The sequence below is a fragment of the Streptomyces sp. NPDC059247 genome, assembly GCF_042754005.1.
In the GTDB taxonomy this organism is placed as follows: Bacteria; Actinomycetota; Actinomycetes; order Streptomycetales; family Streptomycetaceae; genus Streptomyces.
On record NZ_JBHYZW010000017.1, the window covers coordinates 37,193 to 53,720 of the forward strand.

General features: G+C 75.0%; 10 protein-coding genes. 4 read left to right on the top strand and 6 right to left on the bottom strand.

The window, feature by feature from the left end; genetic code table 11:
• Positions 1-33: 33 nt before the first annotated feature.
• The 5 genes from ACFXGN_RS25510 to ACFXGN_RS25530 form a co-directional block, all read right to left on the bottom strand.
• Entirely contained in the window at positions 34-2,865 is a 2,832-nt protein-coding gene (locus ACFXGN_RS25510; RefSeq protein ID WP_384863411.1) for a lantibiotic dehydratase, read from the bottom strand.
• A 12-nt stretch (positions 2,866-2,877) separates the two neighbouring features.
• Positions 2,878-4,662, bottom strand: coding sequence for a nitroreductase family protein (locus ACFXGN_RS25515; RefSeq protein ID WP_384863414.1), 1,785 nt, complete (start codon positions 4,660-4,662; stop codon positions 2,878-2,880).
• Between the two features lie 94 nt (positions 4,663-4,756).
• A complete protein-coding gene (locus tag ACFXGN_RS25520; RefSeq protein ID WP_384863418.1) occupies positions 4,757-6,703 on the bottom strand; it encodes a TOMM precursor leader peptide-binding protein in 1,947 nt (648 codons plus the stop codon).
• 89 nt (positions 6,704-6,792) lie between these two features.
• Positions 6,793-9,060 (bottom strand): TOMM precursor leader peptide-binding protein, encoded by a 2,268-nt coding sequence (locus ACFXGN_RS25525; RefSeq protein ID WP_384863421.1) that lies wholly within the window; start codon positions 9,058-9,060, stop codon positions 6,793-6,795.
• A gap of 116 nt (positions 9,061-9,176) precedes the next feature.
• Entirely contained in the window at positions 9,177-11,615 is a 2,439-nt protein-coding gene (locus tag ACFXGN_RS25530) for a BTAD domain-containing putative transcriptional regulator (RefSeq protein WP_384863423.1), read from the bottom strand.
• 866 nt (positions 11,616-12,481) lie between these two features.
• Between ACFXGN_RS25530 and ACFXGN_RS25535 the strand changes: the two genes are divergently transcribed.
• Positions 12,482-12,856, top strand: a complete 375-nt coding sequence (locus ACFXGN_RS25535) for an FKBP-type peptidyl-prolyl cis-trans isomerase (protein WP_384863426.1) — start codon at positions 12,482-12,484, stop codon at positions 12,854-12,856.
• A 106-nt stretch (positions 12,857-12,962) separates the two neighbouring features.
• Here ACFXGN_RS25535 and ACFXGN_RS25540 read toward each other — a convergent pair whose 3' ends face one another.
• Positions 12,963-13,370 carry a MerR family transcriptional regulator gene (locus tag ACFXGN_RS25540; protein WP_384863428.1) on the bottom strand — a complete coding sequence of 136 codons (408 nt, stop codon included), beginning with the start codon at positions 13,368-13,370 and terminating at the stop codon, positions 12,963-12,965.
• Positions 13,371-13,420: 50 nt separating this feature from the next.
• Here ACFXGN_RS25540 and ACFXGN_RS25545 point away from each other — a divergent pair, with 50 nt between their 5' ends.
• The 3 genes from ACFXGN_RS25545 to ACFXGN_RS25555 all read left to right on the top strand — a co-directional run bounded on the left by ACFXGN_RS25545 (position 13,421) and on the right by ACFXGN_RS25555 (position 16,501).
• On the top strand, positions 13,421-14,305 hold the full coding sequence (locus tag ACFXGN_RS25545; RefSeq protein ID WP_384863431.1) for an NAD(P)-dependent oxidoreductase: 885 nt from the start codon (positions 13,421-13,423) through the stop codon (positions 14,303-14,305).
• A 444-nt stretch (positions 14,306-14,749) separates the two neighbouring features.
• On the top strand, positions 14,750-15,541 hold the full coding sequence (locus ACFXGN_RS25550) for a DUF4389 domain-containing protein (protein ID WP_384863433.1): 792 nt from the start codon (positions 14,750-14,752) through the stop codon (positions 15,539-15,541).
• A 231-nt stretch (positions 15,542-15,772) separates the two neighbouring features.
• The gene (locus ACFXGN_RS25555; protein WP_384863436.1) at positions 15,773-16,501 is read left to right on the top strand and encodes a hypothetical protein; all 729 of its coding nucleotides are present in this window, start codon (positions 15,773-15,775) and stop codon (positions 16,499-16,501) included.
• The last annotated feature ends 27 nt before the right edge of the window (positions 16,502-16,528 follow it).

The window sequence follows — 16,528 nt, forward strand, 5'->3', positions numbered from 1 at the left end:
CGCGGGGGAGGTCGGGGGAGAGGGAGGGGGTGATCAGTTCCGGCATGGGGGGCCGTCCTCGGTGCGGTGGCGGAAGGTGAAGGTCTCCACGGCCAGTTCGGCCACGTGCCGGCCCTCGTCGGACGTCACGTGCAGCGCGTCCTCGGCCGGGAGCATCTCGCGCAGGACGACTCCGGTCCCCGGCGCGCGATCGACCAGCGCCTCGAAGGCGGCCAGCGACAGGGGGCTCTCGAAGTCCACGTACACGGGCTTGGCACCGAGCGCCCGGCGGCCCTCGCGCAGCACCGTCGCGAAGACCCGGTCGGGCAGCCCGTGCGCCCGCTGCCAGCGGCGCCACCCCAGGTACCACCCGGCCTCGTCCGCGCCGGGCCCGCGCACCGGGAGGACCGCCGCGTCCGCCGTCCAGCTCCGGCGGGAGACCACGACGTCGCCGTGGGCCACGCGCGGACGGCGGGTCACCCCGTCCACCGCCGGGCCCTCCGGGACCCCGCCCCACACATCGGCCGGGGCCATCCCGCTCGGTGAAAGGAGCAGCAGCGTGCGGGGGATCTCCGGCAGCGCCACCGGCACCAGATAGCCGAGGTAGACGGGCACCACCTCGCGGCCGAGCCGCCGTGACCGCAGCACCAGCCGGTCGGCCGCCTCGTCGTGCTCCAGACACAGGTCGTCCAGGTCGATCCGGGCCTCCTCCGGCACCGCCGCCGTCTCGCCCGGACACACGATCCGGTGGTCGGTCAGACGTCCGTGCAGATTGAGGTTGCTGGTGACGGGACCACCGGTCAGCTCCGCGAACACCGCCCCGGGCGGCTGCCGGTCCCGCAGCTCGGCCCGCAGCGCGTCGGACAGGCCGGACGCGGCGGGCCCGTCGTACACATGGGTGAAGCGGCTGAAGGGGAACGCGAGCCCGCCGTACGAACGGTTCAGGACCACCCGGGTCGCCCCGGCGTCCCCGGACGGGGGCCGCACCACCTGGAGATGATGACTCAGCGGAGTGAAGTCCCTTGCCAGAGGCTCCAGTTCGGCCGACACGTCGGCCAGCAGCCCGGCGGGCAGCCGCAGTTCCTCCTCCATGCCGTGACGGTCCCACAGCTCGCGCATCCCCGCCACGAACCGGCGGCGGGCGTCGTCGAGCCTCCGCAGCGCGCTCTGGCCCAACCAGTTCTCCTCCGGGACGTACGCGCCGTCCGCGTCGAACGCCGAGCGCTTCGCCGTGAAGGACACGTACTGGTCGAAGAAGTCCTCGTGGAAGTCGTGCACGAGGCCCAGCAGATCGTCGCAGCGCCCGCCCCGCCCGTACCGGGCCAGGAAGAAGCCGTGCAGGGAGATCCGGTGCGGGAGCGTCAGGTCGAACATCGGCAGCACGCCCTCGACCGCGCGCAGCGCCGCCGCCGTCCGGCCCGCGAGCAGTCCCGCGTCGGCGACCAGCCCCTCACCCGCGCCGACGTCCTCGTACAGCAGCGTCCGGGGCAGCGACGGCTCCTCGGCGCCCAGCCCCCGCTGCACGTCGAGGAGTTCGGAGCGCAGCGTCCGCAACAGGGCGCGCCGCTCGGCGGGTCCGGCGGCCGGATACGCGGCGAGGCGGGCCGCCGGACCCCCGAGCCGGTCGGCGACCGCCTCGGCCCACGGCACCGCGAGGGCCCGCAGGGCCCGCCGGAACGCGTCCAGCGGATCGGTGGCGTGCACATCGGTGCGCAGACACGGCACCTGCACCATCCCGACCCGGAGCAGCGCGGCGGCGTACCGCTCGCACTCGGCGTGCTCGGCGCCGTGCTCGGCCCGGAGCCGCTCGACGAGATCGCGGTGCCGGAGCCCCGGGGAGCCGTCCAGGAACCCGAGCAGCCGTTCGAGGGTGCCGCTGCTCCGCAGGTAGAACAGCCGGTCGCGGACGGAGTCGAAGGTCACGGACGCGTCGTCGTCGCCGCTCGTCACCCACTGCCGCACGTACCGGACGCGGTCCTCGTCGCGCCCCCAGCCCGGAGACAGGACGACGGGCAGGTCCTGGCGGAGCGTCGGATCGGCCAGGATCAGATCGGCGATCCGGCCCAGCGCGAGCACGTTGAGCCGCACATGACCGGTCCGCTCCGCGCCGAGGCGCGGCCCCGGTCCGTCGTCCCCGGCGCCGTCGGGAACCGTGCCGAAGACGGCGGACGCGACCGGTGTGAACGTACTGAAGGGGCTGGTCTTGCACGCCGTGCGGTAGAGGTACGTGAGCGCCGACCGCTCGACCTTCCGCATCCGCCCGCCCGACATGGAGCCGGAGCCGGAGCCGGGGCTGGAAGCGGAGCCGGAGCCCGCGCCCGCGCCGGACTCCGTGTCCACGCCCGCCGTCAGATACCCGTCGAGCCTGCTGTCCAGCGTCGGTGACGCCAGGAGCAGACCCCGGCGGATCTCCTCGCGGGACAGCGCGACGCGCAGCTCGCCCCGCGCCGTCGCCAGCTCCCCGGCCAGCAGTGCGGGACCGGCGTCGAGCAGGGCGCCGTACCGCTCCCGGTCGTCGAGCCAGGCGGCGACCCGCCCGCCCGCCGCCGCGTCGAGCCCGGCGACCAGACGCACGGCCGCCCCGGGGTCGGCGGGCGCCCGGTTGTTGAAGACGCGGCGGCGCAGGGCGAGGAGCGCCCGCCGGGCCTCGTCGCCGGTGGCGTCGGCCGCCCCGAGCAGACCGTGCAGCAGCTCGCTGACGGCGGCGCCCTCGGCGGTCAGCCGGTCCTCCCGGGCGAGCACCTCGTCGGCCCAGGCGCGGGTACGGGGGCAGCGCAGCCCGCGCACGGTCTCCACGGGGAGCCCCGCGGCCCGGAGCAGGAAACGGCGGCCCACCTCCCAGGTGACGGGTCGGCGGGCGGCCGTACCGCTGGTCAGAAGTGTCATCGCGGTCTCACCTCAGGCGATCTCGTGGCGGAAGTCGGCAGGACCGGGACGCTCGTTGCCGAGCGGCATGATGAGCAGCGGCGCCTCCCCGGTGCCCGCGAGGTCCAGCCGCTCGACGAACGACACGTTGTCGAAGCCGAGGGCCACCCCCGCGCCCAGGGAGAGGGCGGACGCCGCCAGGTAGAAGGTCTGCGCCACCGCGCCCGCCGTACCGACGGCGAGCCGGTAGCCCCGGTCGCCGACCGCGTCCAGGACGGCCGCCGTGCGGACCGTCGGCACCAGGACCGCGCCCGCCTGCTCCAGGTTGTAGTTGGCCAGGAAGTAGTTCTCCTGGAGGAAGTGACCCTGCGGGCCCGGGACGACGAGCGACAGTTCGCCCGTGTCGGCGTCGTGGACGTACGCCCCGGGAGCGATGCCCTCGACGTGGTTGACGAAGGCGTAGAGCCGGACCAGGCGCGGGGTGCCCTCGGGGGCCGCGTCCCCGCCGAGCGAGGTCGCCGCGCAGGCCGCGAGCACCGTCGACAACTGGCCGGGGGTGACCGGGACGGAGGCGTCGAACCGTCCGAAGCTGCTGCGCCGGTTCCGCAGCACCCGCCGCACCGGCACTTCGGGCAGCTCGGGCGCGGGCAGGGCGATCCGGGTGCCGCCCCCGGGAACCGGCCGCGCCGCCGAGGCGGCGAGCGCCCCCGGCGCGGGCCGGTCCGTGGCCCCGGCCACCGTCGCCGCGTGCATCGCGAGGACGGTGGGGAACCGGACGACGGTACGGGACCGCTCGACGTCCCGGTGCCGCACGGCGGGGTCGCGGCCGGACCCGGTGCGGTCGGAGCCGGTCCCGCCGTGACCGGCCCCGTCGGGGGAGGCCGTACGGGCGAGGGGGCCGGGGGAGGCGCCGGGCCCGGGTCCCGCGGGGGACACCGCCCGCTCGGCCCTACCGGGGGACACGGAACGTCCGGTCCCACCGGGGGACACGGAACGTCCGGCCCCGTCAGGAGAGGCCGCGCGCCCGGTGCCGTCCTCCCAGCGCAGCGGGACGACGGCGAAGACGCTCTCCTCCTCGCCGTCGGTGCCGAGCAGCCCGTTCAGCCGGGGCTCGTCGAACCAGAGGACGGGCGCGATCCGGAGCCCGTGGGCGGCGGCCCAGATCCGCCAGGTCTGCACCAGGGTGCCCACATCGGTGCAGACCACGTGGTAGCCAAAACTGTTGTACTTGAACGCGGTCTGCCAGTACTTCACCCCGAGCACCAGATACTGGTCGGTCCCCAGGGCCCCGGCGGGCGCGTCCGCGCCCAGCGCCTCCCGGACCCGGTCCGTCACATCGCCCGTCAGCAGCCGCCGTACGGCGTGCCGGTGCACGTCGTAGTGGTGGACGCCCGGGGTGAGCGGCCCCGAAGGCCCCGACACCCAGTGCACCGACACCGGGTAGAGGCCGCCGCCGCCCGCCGTGCCGCGCGACCAGTTGGCGTGCGGGTAGAGCGGCAGCCCCGGCAGATCGCTGTTGGCCTGGACGCCCAGACGGCGCCCGGTGAGCCCGTACGAGTCCTTGAGCATCGCGGACAGCAGCGGCAGGGTGAAACCGGGCGCGCCGGACCCGATGGGGCCGCCGGGCGGGGGCAGCAGACCGAGCCGGGCCGGCGCGTCGGCGGGACCGGGGCCGTCGGGGAGCGCGTACGGCTCCGCGTCGGGATAGAACTTCCCCCGGCGCGGCCCGTCGGGCCAGTCGGGGACGAAGTCGGCGGGCTCCATCGGAACGCGGCCCCGGTACAGGACGGCGTCGGCGTACTCATGGGCGAACCCCATCGGGGTCGGCCTCCTTTCGGACGGCGGGCGGAACGGGCGGCGCACCGGACGGGCGAGCCGCACGGGGCACGGGAACCGCACGGCGGGAGGGGGGCTACGGGAAGGGGTGGGGAGCGGGATTGAGCCCGTGCCCGTGCCCGGCCAGCGCCCCGCGCATCCGGGGCATGTGCCGGGCCCGCTGCCGGGACCAGCCGAAGTCGATCGGCAGCAGACCGGGCACCAGCACCTTCACGGTGTGCAGCCCCACGGCCCGCTGCTCCGGCAGCGTCTGGTCGACCACCACCACGTCGAGACCGGCGTCCGCCACCGCGCCCACCGCCCACAGCAGGTCCTCGCGGACGTCGGGGGAGACGGCGGACGCCCCCACGGCCGGACCGCCCGGCCCCGCCGTGCGCGCCCGCGCCAGCTCGGCGACGGCCAGCGGCGGGGCGGGCTCCGGCTGCCGCAGCAGGAAGTCGGCGTGACGGCCCGTCTCCGGGACGCCGTACATCAGCGGATGGTCGTGGAGGGTGGTCACCAGCGAGAAGTCGGCGGCCATCGCCCGCAGCCGGGCCTCGTCGCGCCGGGTCCTGCCGACCAGGTTGACGGAGTCGGTGGCGATCTCGCACAGCGCCGAGTCGAGCGCCGACTCGGGGTCGAGCCCCGCCCCCGCGCCGAAGCACATACGGCCCACCCCGCCGTCGACCCGCTCGGCGCAGGCGGTGACGACGGGCACCGGCAGATCGTGCCGGGCGTCGAAGAACCGGGCCCGGTAGCCGTACATCGCGAGCCGGTCCACCATGTGCCGGGTGCCCGCCCGGACGCTGGTCGACGGGTCGATCTCACGCAGCGGGACCCGCCCGTACCAGGCGAGCAGGAAGGCGTCCCGCTCGACGACCTCCATCAGACCGAAGTAGACGGCCTCCTCCGCACTGCCCCCCGAAGCGCAGCCGTTGGAACTCTCCTGCACGAACCGGTGCTCGAGACCGGGGGCGTGGTAGTACGCCAGGACCTCGGGCACCGCCCGGGGCGCGCCGTCGCGCAACGACCAGCCCCACACCCAGGGGATGCGCCGGTCGGGGGCGAACGGCCGCACCCGGGGGTTGTCGCGGTGGAACTCCTCCGCGTACAGACCGGTCACCCGCGGGTCCACGGCCATCGGGCCCAGCTCGTCCAGCGACGCCGTCAGCCGCGCCGTCCGGGTCCTGGCCCGCATCCCCGCGTACCGTTCGAGCCCTTCGAGCACCCCGACGCGCTGGCTGCGCGCGAAGGTGTCGGCGTGACCGCCCCAGAACGTCTCGCGCAGATACTCCCCGGAGCGGGACGAGAAGCAGCCGACGGTCGCCGAGGTGGTGGTGGACGCCACGTCGCACACCACCGAGGAACCGATCGCCCCCCAGTGCGGATTGGCGAAGGCGTCCACCGGCAGCGCGTGGTCCTCGATCCGGCGGACCCGGAAGACCCCCTCCCGGTACTTGGGCGCGGGCCTCAGCTCCAGGGCCGCGCCCCCGGCGGTGTCCGCCTCCGGCACCCCGCAGGACGGGCACTCCGGATCGGGCACGAGCGGATGGCTCCGCACGGTCCCCGCGTCCAGGTCGAGCAGATGGACCCGGGGGTACGGGCCCGGCCCCGGGCCCGCCGCCGCGAGCCCCGCCACCAGGGCGGCCACGGCGGTCGCGGCGAAGGGCACGCCGTACGGCCAGTCGCCCGCCCACCGGGTCTCCGCACCGCGTTCGAGACCGTCGCGCAGCGGCACCGAGCGGACGCCCTGCCAGCGCCGCGCCAGACAGGTCGCGCAGCCGCGCCCCCGCCCGGCGGACGGCCAGGGACCGACGAACAGGTGACGCCCGTAGAGGTGCACGGGCAGCCGCCCCCCGGACGGCACCGCCCCGGCGTACGCGTCACCCGTACCGAGGGCACCGACCACCACCTCGGGCAGCGGCACGCCCCCGGACTCCCACGCCCGCAACGCCACGCGCAGCGCGTCCGCGAAGACGTCGTGGCACGCGAGCGGCTGGGGCGGCACGGAACCCGGCGCGGACTCCGGTGTGGTCTCTGGCACGGCCTCCGGAACGGCCGTCGGAGGCGGGGCCGACACGGCGTCCGGTACGGCCTCCGGAGCGCCCCCCGGAGTCGTCGGCGGTCCGGTTCTCATCGGGCCGCCGCCCGGGTGAGCAGCACCCGCACGGTGTGGACGCCCGCGCCCGGCAGGTCGGCCGCGTGCGTCGGGACGACCAGCGCGTCCCGGCCGGTGGCCGCGAGGCGCTCCAGGACGTCGGCCCACTCCGGCGGCGGCGCGCCCGTCGCCACCGTGTCCGTGTCTGTATCCGTGCCTGGGGCGATCCGTATCAGCGAGGCGTCGAGGTCCCGCATCAGCGGGTCGCCCTCGTCGGCGACGGCACCGCCCTCCTCGGCGGCGAACTGGGCCCGGCCCAGGAGGTCCCGCACCGCGTCGACGGCGGCCGAGGCCGGATCCAGCGCCGCCCCGACGGCCCAGCCGTCGCCCCCGGCGGGGCTGTCGGTCCGGGCCAGGACCACGGACACGCCGGAGTGCGCCCGTTCGCCGAGGTCGAGCAGCTCGACCGGAAGGTCCAGCAGCGCGGCCGAACGCAGCAGGAACGTCATCTCCGGGTCCTCGCCGAAGGCGTCCGCCGCGAGCACGGTGACGCTCCCGCCGCCCGCCACGGCCCGGCGCAGGGCGTCGTGGGACAGCGCCGACAGCAGCCCCGCCGCCGCGGCCCCCGGCAGGTCCTCCCCGGCCCCGGCCCCGGCCCGGGTGGGCTCGAAGCGCCGGTCGGCGTTGTCCCGGCTGAAGGGACGCACGGCGCCCGAGGGCACCCGTACGGTCTCCTTGGTGAGCAGCGAGGTCGCGAGGGTCCAGACGGGCTCCCCACCGGAGCCGCCCGTACCGGACGCGACGGTGAGCAGGTCCGGGTCCACCGAGGGGAGGACGGCCGACCGCTCCGCCGGGACGGCGGGAGGGACCACGTGCTCGGCGTAGACCGTCGCCGCCGCGTCCAGCGCCCGCAGCCGGGCACCCGCCGTGTGGTGCACGTCGAAGGCGGTGACGGTACGGGTGCCCCGCGCGCCGAGCCCGAGGACGACCGAACCCGCCTTCAGCGGCGTCTGCGTCAGCGGCTCGTCGGCGTACTCCCTGAACACCCCGGCGAACGGCCGGACGAGCACCGAGCGCCGTTCGAGGGCGGCGAGCGGCCCCCGCGCGGCCTCGTCGTCGGGGGCGGTGGCGACCGTCGGCAGGAAGGCGGGGCGCGCCGGGGCCGCCGTCAGGTCGACCGGCTCGGGCGGTCCGGCGGGCGAGGAGCAGAACGGGCACCGGGGATGGGCGAGCAGCGGCTCCGAAGCGACGTCGAAGCTGGCCGTGGACTGGACGAGCACCCGGTCCCGGCTCTCGTCCGGGAGCGCCCCGGTGACCAGCCGGAACACCTCGTACCCCAACTGGTTCCCGAGCATCGCCGCGAGCGGTCCCGAGGGCCGGTCGCCCGGGGTGCCGGTGCCGAGCGCCAGACCGCTCCACAGCTCGGCCGCGTCCCCGGCGGCCGTACCGGAGGACGCGCCGAGCCGCAGGGCCGCGCACGCCCAGCAGGAGGACGTGCCGGAGGCCATGGCGGGACCGATGACGGCCAGAGCGCCGAACGTCCACGCGGGGAGGAGGACACGGCCCTCCGGAACGCCCTCCCGCAGCAGCGGCAGCACGCGCCCGGGGACGTCGTCCCCGGCGGCGGCCACGACCACGTCGTACCCGTCGAAGGACGCCCAGCCGCTTCGCCCCGGGACCTCCACCGGCCCTTCCAGGACGGCCAGTTCGACGGGGCAGCCCTCCTCGGCGAGTGCCGCCGCCTCCGCGTGGACGGCCGCGAACTCCTCGGACGCGACACCCCCGGTGCCGTCCGCGAAGGCGGGCTCGACACCGATCGCGGCGCAGCCGTTCCGGATCAGGGAGAGCACGCACCAGCGGGCTGTCGGACCGTCGCCGAGCACGGCGACCCGGGTCCCCCGGAACCGGGCGAAGCGCGCCTCGGCGCCGTCCGCGTAGTGGTCGACGTAGCCGATCTGAGGGGCGAACCGGGCGGCCACGGCGGGCGGGTTCGCGGGGGTGGTGGGACCCTCCTCCGGCGCGGGCACGGGACGGGCGAATCCCCGCGCGTAGAGCGCTTTGACCAGCTCGCCCACCATCGCCTTCTGGGCCTCGCCGAAGCCCCGGCAGATCTCCTCGACGGCCCGGGTGCCGTCCAGGTACGGCACCAGGAGCGTGGCGAAGCGGTAGCCGGACCTGGCGGTGAGCTGGAATCCGCCGTCGGCGTTGTGGAAGATCACCCCGTCGGGGGTCTGGGTGAACAGGACGTCCCGACGGACCCGGGGCCGGGTTCCGGCGATCTCCGCGTAGGGCGTTGCGGTCATGCGTGCGTCACACCTCTCGTTGGGGTGGCGGGATGGAGCCCGGGGCGACGGGCGGGTGCGGTGCGGGCGGGGCGGCGGCTTCGGCCGGACGGCGGGTACGGGTGCGGTCCGGGCCCTCAGGTGGTCGTGGTCGCCGTGGCGCGGGCGGTCTCCGGCCGTCCCGCCGGGGGGAGTTCGCCGTACCGGGGCGGGCGGAGCGGCGCCGTCGCGTGCCCGGAGGCGGTGCCCGTCGTCCTGCGCGCGTGGGCCCGCAGCAACTCGTGCGTCCAGAAGGCGCCGGGCTGGCTCTCCTCCAGGAACCCGGCGTCGAGCAGCCGCTCGACGATCTCCTCCGCCGTGTCCACCGGAAGGCCGAGGACCTCGGCGCTCCGGGCGGCGGTGAGCGGTTCGTACGGCGAGGCGGCGAGGCGCAGATGGGCCTCGGCGAGTCCCGGGGACAGCCGCCCGAGGGCCTCGTCGAAGCGCCGTGGTACCGACATCCGGGCGTCGTCGGCGAGTCTGAGCCGTCCGACGGGGTCGTGCCGGAGCCATTCCGCGTAGTCGCCGACGCGCATCCGGGGGCGGGTGAGCAGCCGGGCGGCGGCGATGCGCAGGGCGAGCGGGTGGTGTCCGCAGACGGCCGCGAGGGTCCGCGCGGCGGTGGGCTCTGCGGCGAACCTGGCCGGGCCGAGGACGGCGGTGAGCAGGGCCCGCGCCTGCTCGGGCTCCAGGGTGTCGAGCCGGTGCACGGTGCCGCCGTGCGTGGCGACGAGCCCGGCGAGTCCCATGCGACTGGTGACGAGCGCGGCGCCGCCCGCGTGGGCGGTCAGCAACGGCCGGACCTGGTCGGGGTGGACGACGTCGTCCAGGACGAGCAGGGCGCGCCCGCGTTCCCCGTCGGCGCCCCGGGGCAGCGCGCGGCGGAGTTCGGCGGCGGCCTCCTCCGTCCGGCGCGGGGTGCCGTCCGGGCCGGTCAGGCTCAACAGGACGCAGCCATCGGGGAAGTGACGGATCGTCCGGTGCGAGACGTGGAGCGCGAGGGCCGTCTTGCCGATGCCGGGGGCGCCGGACAGAACGGCGAGCGGGAGGCGCTCGGCCCCCGCGCCCGACCGGCCGGGATCCAGCAGGGCCAGCAAGGACCCGACTTCGTCCTCACGCCCGGTGAAGTGCGGGACCGTGGGGAGGGGGGCGGTGGGGCGTTCGCCGGTCGCGCCGGTCGCGGCGGTCCTGAGGAGGGAGCCGGTGGCGGGCGGGCGGTCCTCAAGGGGCTCGACGGGTCTGGATGCCGAGATCCCGGGAACCGGGTCGGACGCCGGGTGCGCGGGGTGGGGCGAGGGGGTTTCCGCCGGGAGGATCGGGCGAGGGGCCGACAGGGGCGGAGCCGCCGGGGGAGCCCCCGAGGGAGCTGACGCGGAAGGAAGCGAGGGAGGAGGCGGGGGAAGCGACGGACAGGGCGAGGGCGGGACCGCGAGCCGATCCGCGAGACGCGTCGAAGGCGGTCCCGAGGCGCTCGACGAGAGACTGGACGGGGGACCGGTCCACGGGCCTGTGGAGTCCGTCGAGTCCGTGGAGTCCGTCGGGTGGGTCGAGTCCGTGGAGCCGGCGGAGTCTGTCGGGTGCGTCGGGTGCGTCGGGTGCGTCGGGTGCGTCGGGTGCGTCGAGTCCGGGGAGTCCGGGGAGTCCGGGGAGCCTGCCGTCCCGACCGTCGACGAGCTGTGCGGCGAGGGGCTCGGCGAGGTCGTCCTCGGTGGAGGGGCGAGCGTCAGCGGACCGCGTGCCGTGTCCAGGGGCCCGAGGTCCTCACCGCGCAGGATCGACATCTCCAGGCGCTGGAGCGCGGCCCGGGGATCCACGCCGAGCCGCTCCAGCAGATGGCCCTTGATCCTGTGGTACTCGGCCAGGGCCTCGGTCTGCCGGCCGGTCCGGTAGAGGGCGGTCATCAGCTGCTCCGCGAACCGCTCGTGGGCCGGGTATACGCGCGTAACCTCCCAAAGATCGACGAGCGCTTCCCGGCACCGGTCGTGCTCCAGCTCGATGTCGCAGACGCGTTCCAGGACCCGCAGCCGTTCCTCCGCGAGGCGGGGCACCTCGTCGCGGTGGAGCAGTTCGGAGGGGACGTTCGACAGGAGCGCTCCCTGCCAGAGGCCGAGCGCGGTCCGCAGCGCGGACAGTTCGGCCCCGGAGTCCGAGGAGGCGGCGCCCTCGACGAGGCGGCGGAAGTGGAGCAGGTCCAGGGTGTCGGCATCGGCGTCGATGCGGTACCCGCCCGCCACCGCGACGACGGCCTGGTGCTCGATGCCGTACTTGGCGAACAGCCGCCGCAGCCGCAGCACACAGCTCTGGAGCGCGGTCTTGGCGGTCGGGGGGTGCTCCTCGCCCCAGACGAAACCGCGCAGCCGCTCGGCGGAGACGAGGGAACCGGGGCGGACGAGCAGGGCGGCGAGCAGCGCCGTGGGCTTGGACGGCGGGAGCACCGCGACAGTCCGCCCGTCGGTGATGCTGAGCGGTCCGAGCAGTTGGAAACGCACGGTCGCCCCCGGTCGGCGGGGTGGCGGCGGGGAGGGTGCAGCGGGCATGGCGAACCACCGTGGGAGGGCGGAGGAGAGGAGGGGAGCACTGAGCGGCTGAGGCCGTGGGGCGGCCTGGACGAGGGGGGGTGAGCGGGCGTGACCCCGGTCGGCGGCAGGGTCAGGAGGAAGGTACAGGGGGCCGGGCGCCGAGGGGACGGGGCCGGGAACCTTCCGGCCAACCGGGCCCGTGTGGTTGACGGGCCGGGGTGGAGCGTGCCACTCCGTGGGGCGGAGGGGGGTCCGGACCAGAAGGATGGCGAGGTCATGACACTTTCAGTCCGTGGCGAGGGTACCTACTCGCGCGTACGTCCGGGCCTCGGGAAGCCCGGACGATGGCGCGCTTCCGATGAGAAGAATGGCTGTTTTCCGTTTGTGCGCCGAAAGCTCTTGCGGCCCCAAGTGGCTTGTACGGGAGGGTGGTTCGTCCACCGTGAGAGTCACGGCAGCCACTCCCTGAGCGCACATCCGGCCGTGACCAGGGTGAACGGCGCATCTCGGCGGAACGTCGGTCACGCCAACACCGGGTGGGGCGGATGCCGATTCCGGACCGGACGATCGATCCGGAATCGGACGCGTGGCGGACCGTACGGGTTCCGGCCACCGGCGGGCCGGGTCGCCGTGACGGTCGCCACAGACGGCTCGCCACGGGGCGAGGGGGCCCGCTCCGCTCCCGGCCGTCCGGCGAACGCTCCCGGGGGCCACGAGGGCGGCATCCTGGACGTTCCGCCGGGTTCCGCCGGGCGCCGCGCACCTCGGGAGCGGACGCGCTCGGAGGTCCGGATTCTCGGTAGCGTGATCGTGTGCCGCATGGAGCGCCCATGAGTACGGCAAGGGCCGTCGGGAGGTTTCCGGCGGAGAGCGATGAGGCTGTGATGAGCGAACTGACGAAGCCCGAGGTCGTCGTGCCCGAGGGAGACGCTCCCACCGAGCTGACGACTCGGGACCTGGTCGTCGGGGACGGGGCCGAGGCGAAGCCGGGCATGGTGGTCAGGGTCCACTACGTCGGAGTCACCTTCGAGTCCGGGAAGGAGTTCGACGCCTCCTGGGACCGGGGCCAGCCGTTCAAGTTCGCCGTGGGCGGGGGCAGGGTCATCAAGGGCTGGGACCGGGGAGTGCGGGGGATGAGGGTCGGTGGCCGACGCGAGATCGTCGTTCCCCCGCGTCTCGGCTACGGCAAGCAGTCGCCCTCGCCGTTGATCCCGGCACACTCGACGCTGGTCTTCGTGGTCGACCTGCTCTCGGTCTGAGCCGGGTCCGCCGCGTCGGCCGGGGCGGGACGACCCGTCGGGGCGTCCGCCCCGGCCGACGGTACCGCGCAGCCGCTCCGTGCGCGCCGCAGCGGTCTCCCCGCCGTCAGGCGGACGCGGCCTCCCGCCCCGGTCCTTCGAAGGGCGGATAGGCCTCCGCCCCCATGCGTTCGGCCGCGTCGATGTAGACGCTCAGGGCCTCCCGGGACCGGGCGATCCGCTCCGACTGCTCCTCCAGCCGCCGCAGCCGTGACCGCATCGCCGCCAGCAGGTCGGGACAGCCGACCAGTTCGGGGACCTCCCCCACGGCACAGGGCAGCAAGTAGGCGATGTCCTCGGAGGACAGTCCGGCGCCGAGCAGATGCCGGATCTGCCGGACCCGCAGGACGGCGCTCTCGTCGTACGCGCGGTAGCCGTTGGCCCCGCGCTCGGCCTCCAGGAGGCCCTGGGCCTCGTAATAGCGCAACTGGTGGGCATGGACGCCCGTCCGGCGACTGAGTTCCCCGATCCTCATGACATCCCTCGCTTGACCTTCACACCGGTATCAACGTTCACGATGCTGTCATGACCGACCGAACCACTTCCTCCGTCACCGTCCTCGGCCTCGGACTGATGGGCCGTGCCCTCGCCGATGCCTTCCTGAAGGCAGGACACCCCACCACCGTCTGGAACCGTACGGACTCCAAGGCCGCCTCCCTCGTCGCCGGGGGCGCCCGGCTCGCACCCACCCCGGCCGACGCGCTCCGGCCGGACACCCTCGCGATCCTCTGCCTCACCGACTACCGCGCCGTCCACGAGGTGCTCGGCGCGGACGGCGTCGAGCTGCGCGGTACGACCCTGATCAACCTCACCTCCGGTTCCTCGGCGCAGGCCAGGGAGACCGCGCGCTGGGCCGAGGAGCGCGGCGCCCGGTACCTGGACGGCGCCGTCATGGCCGTCCCGCCCTCGATCGGGACCCCGGAGGCCACGATCCTGCACAGCGGCCCCGTGGACCTCTTCGCCACCCACGAGCCGACCCTCGCCGCCCTCGGCACGGTCACCCACCTCGGCGACGACCCGGGGCTCGCGTCGCTCTACGACGCGGCCGGTCTCACCATGATGTGGAGCGTCCTGAACGCCTGGCTGCAGGGCACCGCCCTCCTCCGGACGGCCGGTGTGGACGCCGCGACCTACGCGCCCTTCGCCCGGCGGATAGCCATGGGCGTGGCCGACTGGCTGCCCGGGTACGCCGAGCAGATCGACAGCAACACCTTCACCGCCGAGGTGGCGGCGCTCGAGACCGACGCGCGGGCCATGGCCCATCTGATCGAGGAGAGCGAAGCGCTCGGCGTCGACGCGGAACTGCCGAAGCTGCTCAAGGCGATGGCCGACCGCGCGATCGCCGCCGGGCACGGCGGCGAGCAGTACCCGGTGCTGATCGAGGAGTTCACCCGGCCGGGCGGGAACTGACCGGTCCCGGCGCGGCCCGGGAACCATGCCGGAGCCGCGCCGCGCCGGGCTGGAGCCGGGCCGCCGCGCCGGGCCGGGACGGGGCCGGGACGGTCCGGGGCGACGCGGGAACCGTGCCGGAGCCGTATCCCGCCGGGTCCGGCCCGAGCCCGATCCTGATCCTGGCTCCGCGCCGAGCCCGACGCGACCTGCCCGGACAGGACAGGACCGGGCAGGACCCCACCCGGCCCGGCCCGGCCCGGCTCCGGTTCCTGCCCGATCCCGGTCCGGTCCCGGCCCCGGTCCCGGACATCGCCCCCGGCCCCCGGGTGCCCTCCCCCTCGGGGGTGGGGAGGGCACCCGGTTCGTACCGGTTCCTCCGGTGGCCGCCCTTCTGGTGCGGGTTCCGCCGGGCCGGGTCATCATCGAAGGGACCTCGACCTCCCGGAGGAGACGGAGACGCCCATGGCGACCGGTTGGGAACCCCGCCCCTCGGACGACGTCGAGGGCGGTGAATGGCGGCCGGTCCTCGACGTGCCCCCACCGGGACCGCAGCGGCGCTGGACGGTCCTGCTGCGCTGGCTGCTGCTCCTGCCGCAGTTCGTCGTCGTGGCGGTGCTGTCCTTCCTCGCGTTCTTCGTGACGGTCGCGGGCTGGTTCGCGGCCCTGGTGCTGGGCAGGCTGCCCGATCCGATCGCCTCGTTCCTCGGCGCGGTCCTCGTCTACCAGACGCGGGTCACGGCGAGTGCCTTCCTGCTGGTGGACCGCTATCCGCCGTTCGCCTTCGACGTCCCCGACCATCCGGTCCAGATCGAACTGCGGGCCACCCCGCTCAACCGGCTCGCGGTGCTCTTCCGGCTGATCCTGATGATCCCGGCGGCGATCGTCAGCAGCCTCGCCCAGAGCGGCTGGTTCGTGATCGGCTGGGTGTTCTGGCTGATCGGCATCGCCCTGGGCCGTCTGCCCGAGCCGGTCTACGGCGCCACGGCGGCCGTGGTCCGCTACCGGATGCGCTTCTCCGCGTACGCCATGATGCTGACGCCCGTGTACCCGAAGGGCATCCTGGGCGACGTCCCCGGTCCGCTCGCGGAGCGGCCCGCCTCCGGCACCCGGCCGCTCGTCCTGGGCACGGCCGCGAAGGTACTGGTCTGGCTCTTCCTGCTGCTCGGTCTCCTGAGCCATGTCACGTCCACCACGGTGACCACCTACTCGGACGAGCACGACGAGTCCCGTACGGCCGTCCCCGCCCCCCGCTGAGCAGGGAGGCTCCCGGCGGGGCGTACGGCCCGACGCGCCCGACGCACCGTCAAGAGGGCGTCACCGGTCAGCACCGCCCCGGAACCGGACGTACCGCGCGACACGCCCGAACGGCCCAGCCGGTGCCTGGTAGTGATGGTCCTGTTGCGGATGACACGCAGAAGCACATGGGGTGCGACAGCGCCTCCGTCGTCCGCTCCGGCCATCCACGCATCCGACCGAGGGACGCCCTTGAAGTTCTTACGCCAGGTCGCCGGACGCTCCGCCGTCCTCGCCACCGCCTTCGCCGCCACGCTCGCCACCACCCTGCTCGGCGCCTCCGCGTCGGCCGCGCCCGCCGTCGCGCCGCCCGCCGCCCCGGCCGCCGTCTCCACCGTGGGGCCCGTGAAGCTCTACATCAAGGGCTTCGGCAGCGGCCCTCTGAACGTGGCTGTGCAGGCAGCCCGCGCCACCGGTCTGGAAGCCGCCGCCGCCCGTGGCTTCGCCCCGTCCGAGTGCCAGGTGGCCGCCGGCCCGACCGTGGTCAACACACTGCCCAACGGCTACGTCCAGGTGCACATCGAGTACCTGTGCACCGGCGAACCGAACGTGACCTCGCCGACCTTCGTCCTGTACCGCTACCACAAGTCCTCGGACACCCTCAGCACCCCGTGGGACGCCCCCGTCGGGTACCAGCTCCAGGGCCCGCTGGGCACCCTCCACACCTCGGCCGCCCCGGGCACCGCGCCGCTCTACCTCTGCCAGGTGCGCGGTGACCACTTCACCAGCACGGACGTCAACTGCGAGGGCCAGGCGTACGTGACCCGCCTCGGCTGGCTCTACACCAGCCCGCCCCCGGGCGTCTCCACGTTGCCGCTGCTCAGGTGCCTGCGCAACGAGAACCGTCAGATCTTCGAGTCCCACCAGACCAACTGCGAGGGCCAGATCCACGGCGGGACGCTCGGACACCTGCTGCCCTGACCGTACGAGAGGCGCCCGTCCCGGCGA

Excerpts from the sequence above, each read along its gene's own strand:
- ACFXGN_RS25510 (WP_384863411.1), bottom strand. The coding sequence starts at position 2,865 with ATGACACTTCTGACCAGCGGTACGGCCGCCCGCCGACCCGTCACCTGG.
- ACFXGN_RS25515 (WP_384863414.1), bottom strand. The coding sequence starts at position 4,662 with ATGGGGTTCGCCCATGAGTACGCCGACGCCGTCCTGTACCGGGGCCGC.
- ACFXGN_RS25525 (WP_384863421.1), bottom strand. The coding sequence starts at position 9,060 with ATGACCGCAACGCCCTACGCGGAGATCGCCGGAACCCGGCCCCGGGTC.
- ACFXGN_RS25530 (WP_384863423.1), bottom strand. The coding sequence starts at position 11,615 with ATGCCCGCTGCACCCTCCCCGCCGCCACCCCGCCGACCGGGGGCGACC.
- ACFXGN_RS25535 (WP_384863426.1), top strand. The coding sequence starts at position 12,482 with ATGAGCGAACTGACGAAGCCCGAGGTCGTCGTGCCCGAGGGAGACGCT.
- ACFXGN_RS25540 (WP_384863428.1), bottom strand. The coding sequence starts at position 13,370 with ATGAGGATCGGGGAACTCAGTCGCCGGACGGGCGTCCATGCCCACCAG.
- ACFXGN_RS25545 (WP_384863431.1), top strand. The coding sequence starts at position 13,421 with ATGACCGACCGAACCACTTCCTCCGTCACCGTCCTCGGCCTCGGACTG.
- ACFXGN_RS25550 (WP_384863433.1), top strand. The coding sequence starts at position 14,750 with ATGGCGACCGGTTGGGAACCCCGCCCCTCGGACGACGTCGAGGGCGGT.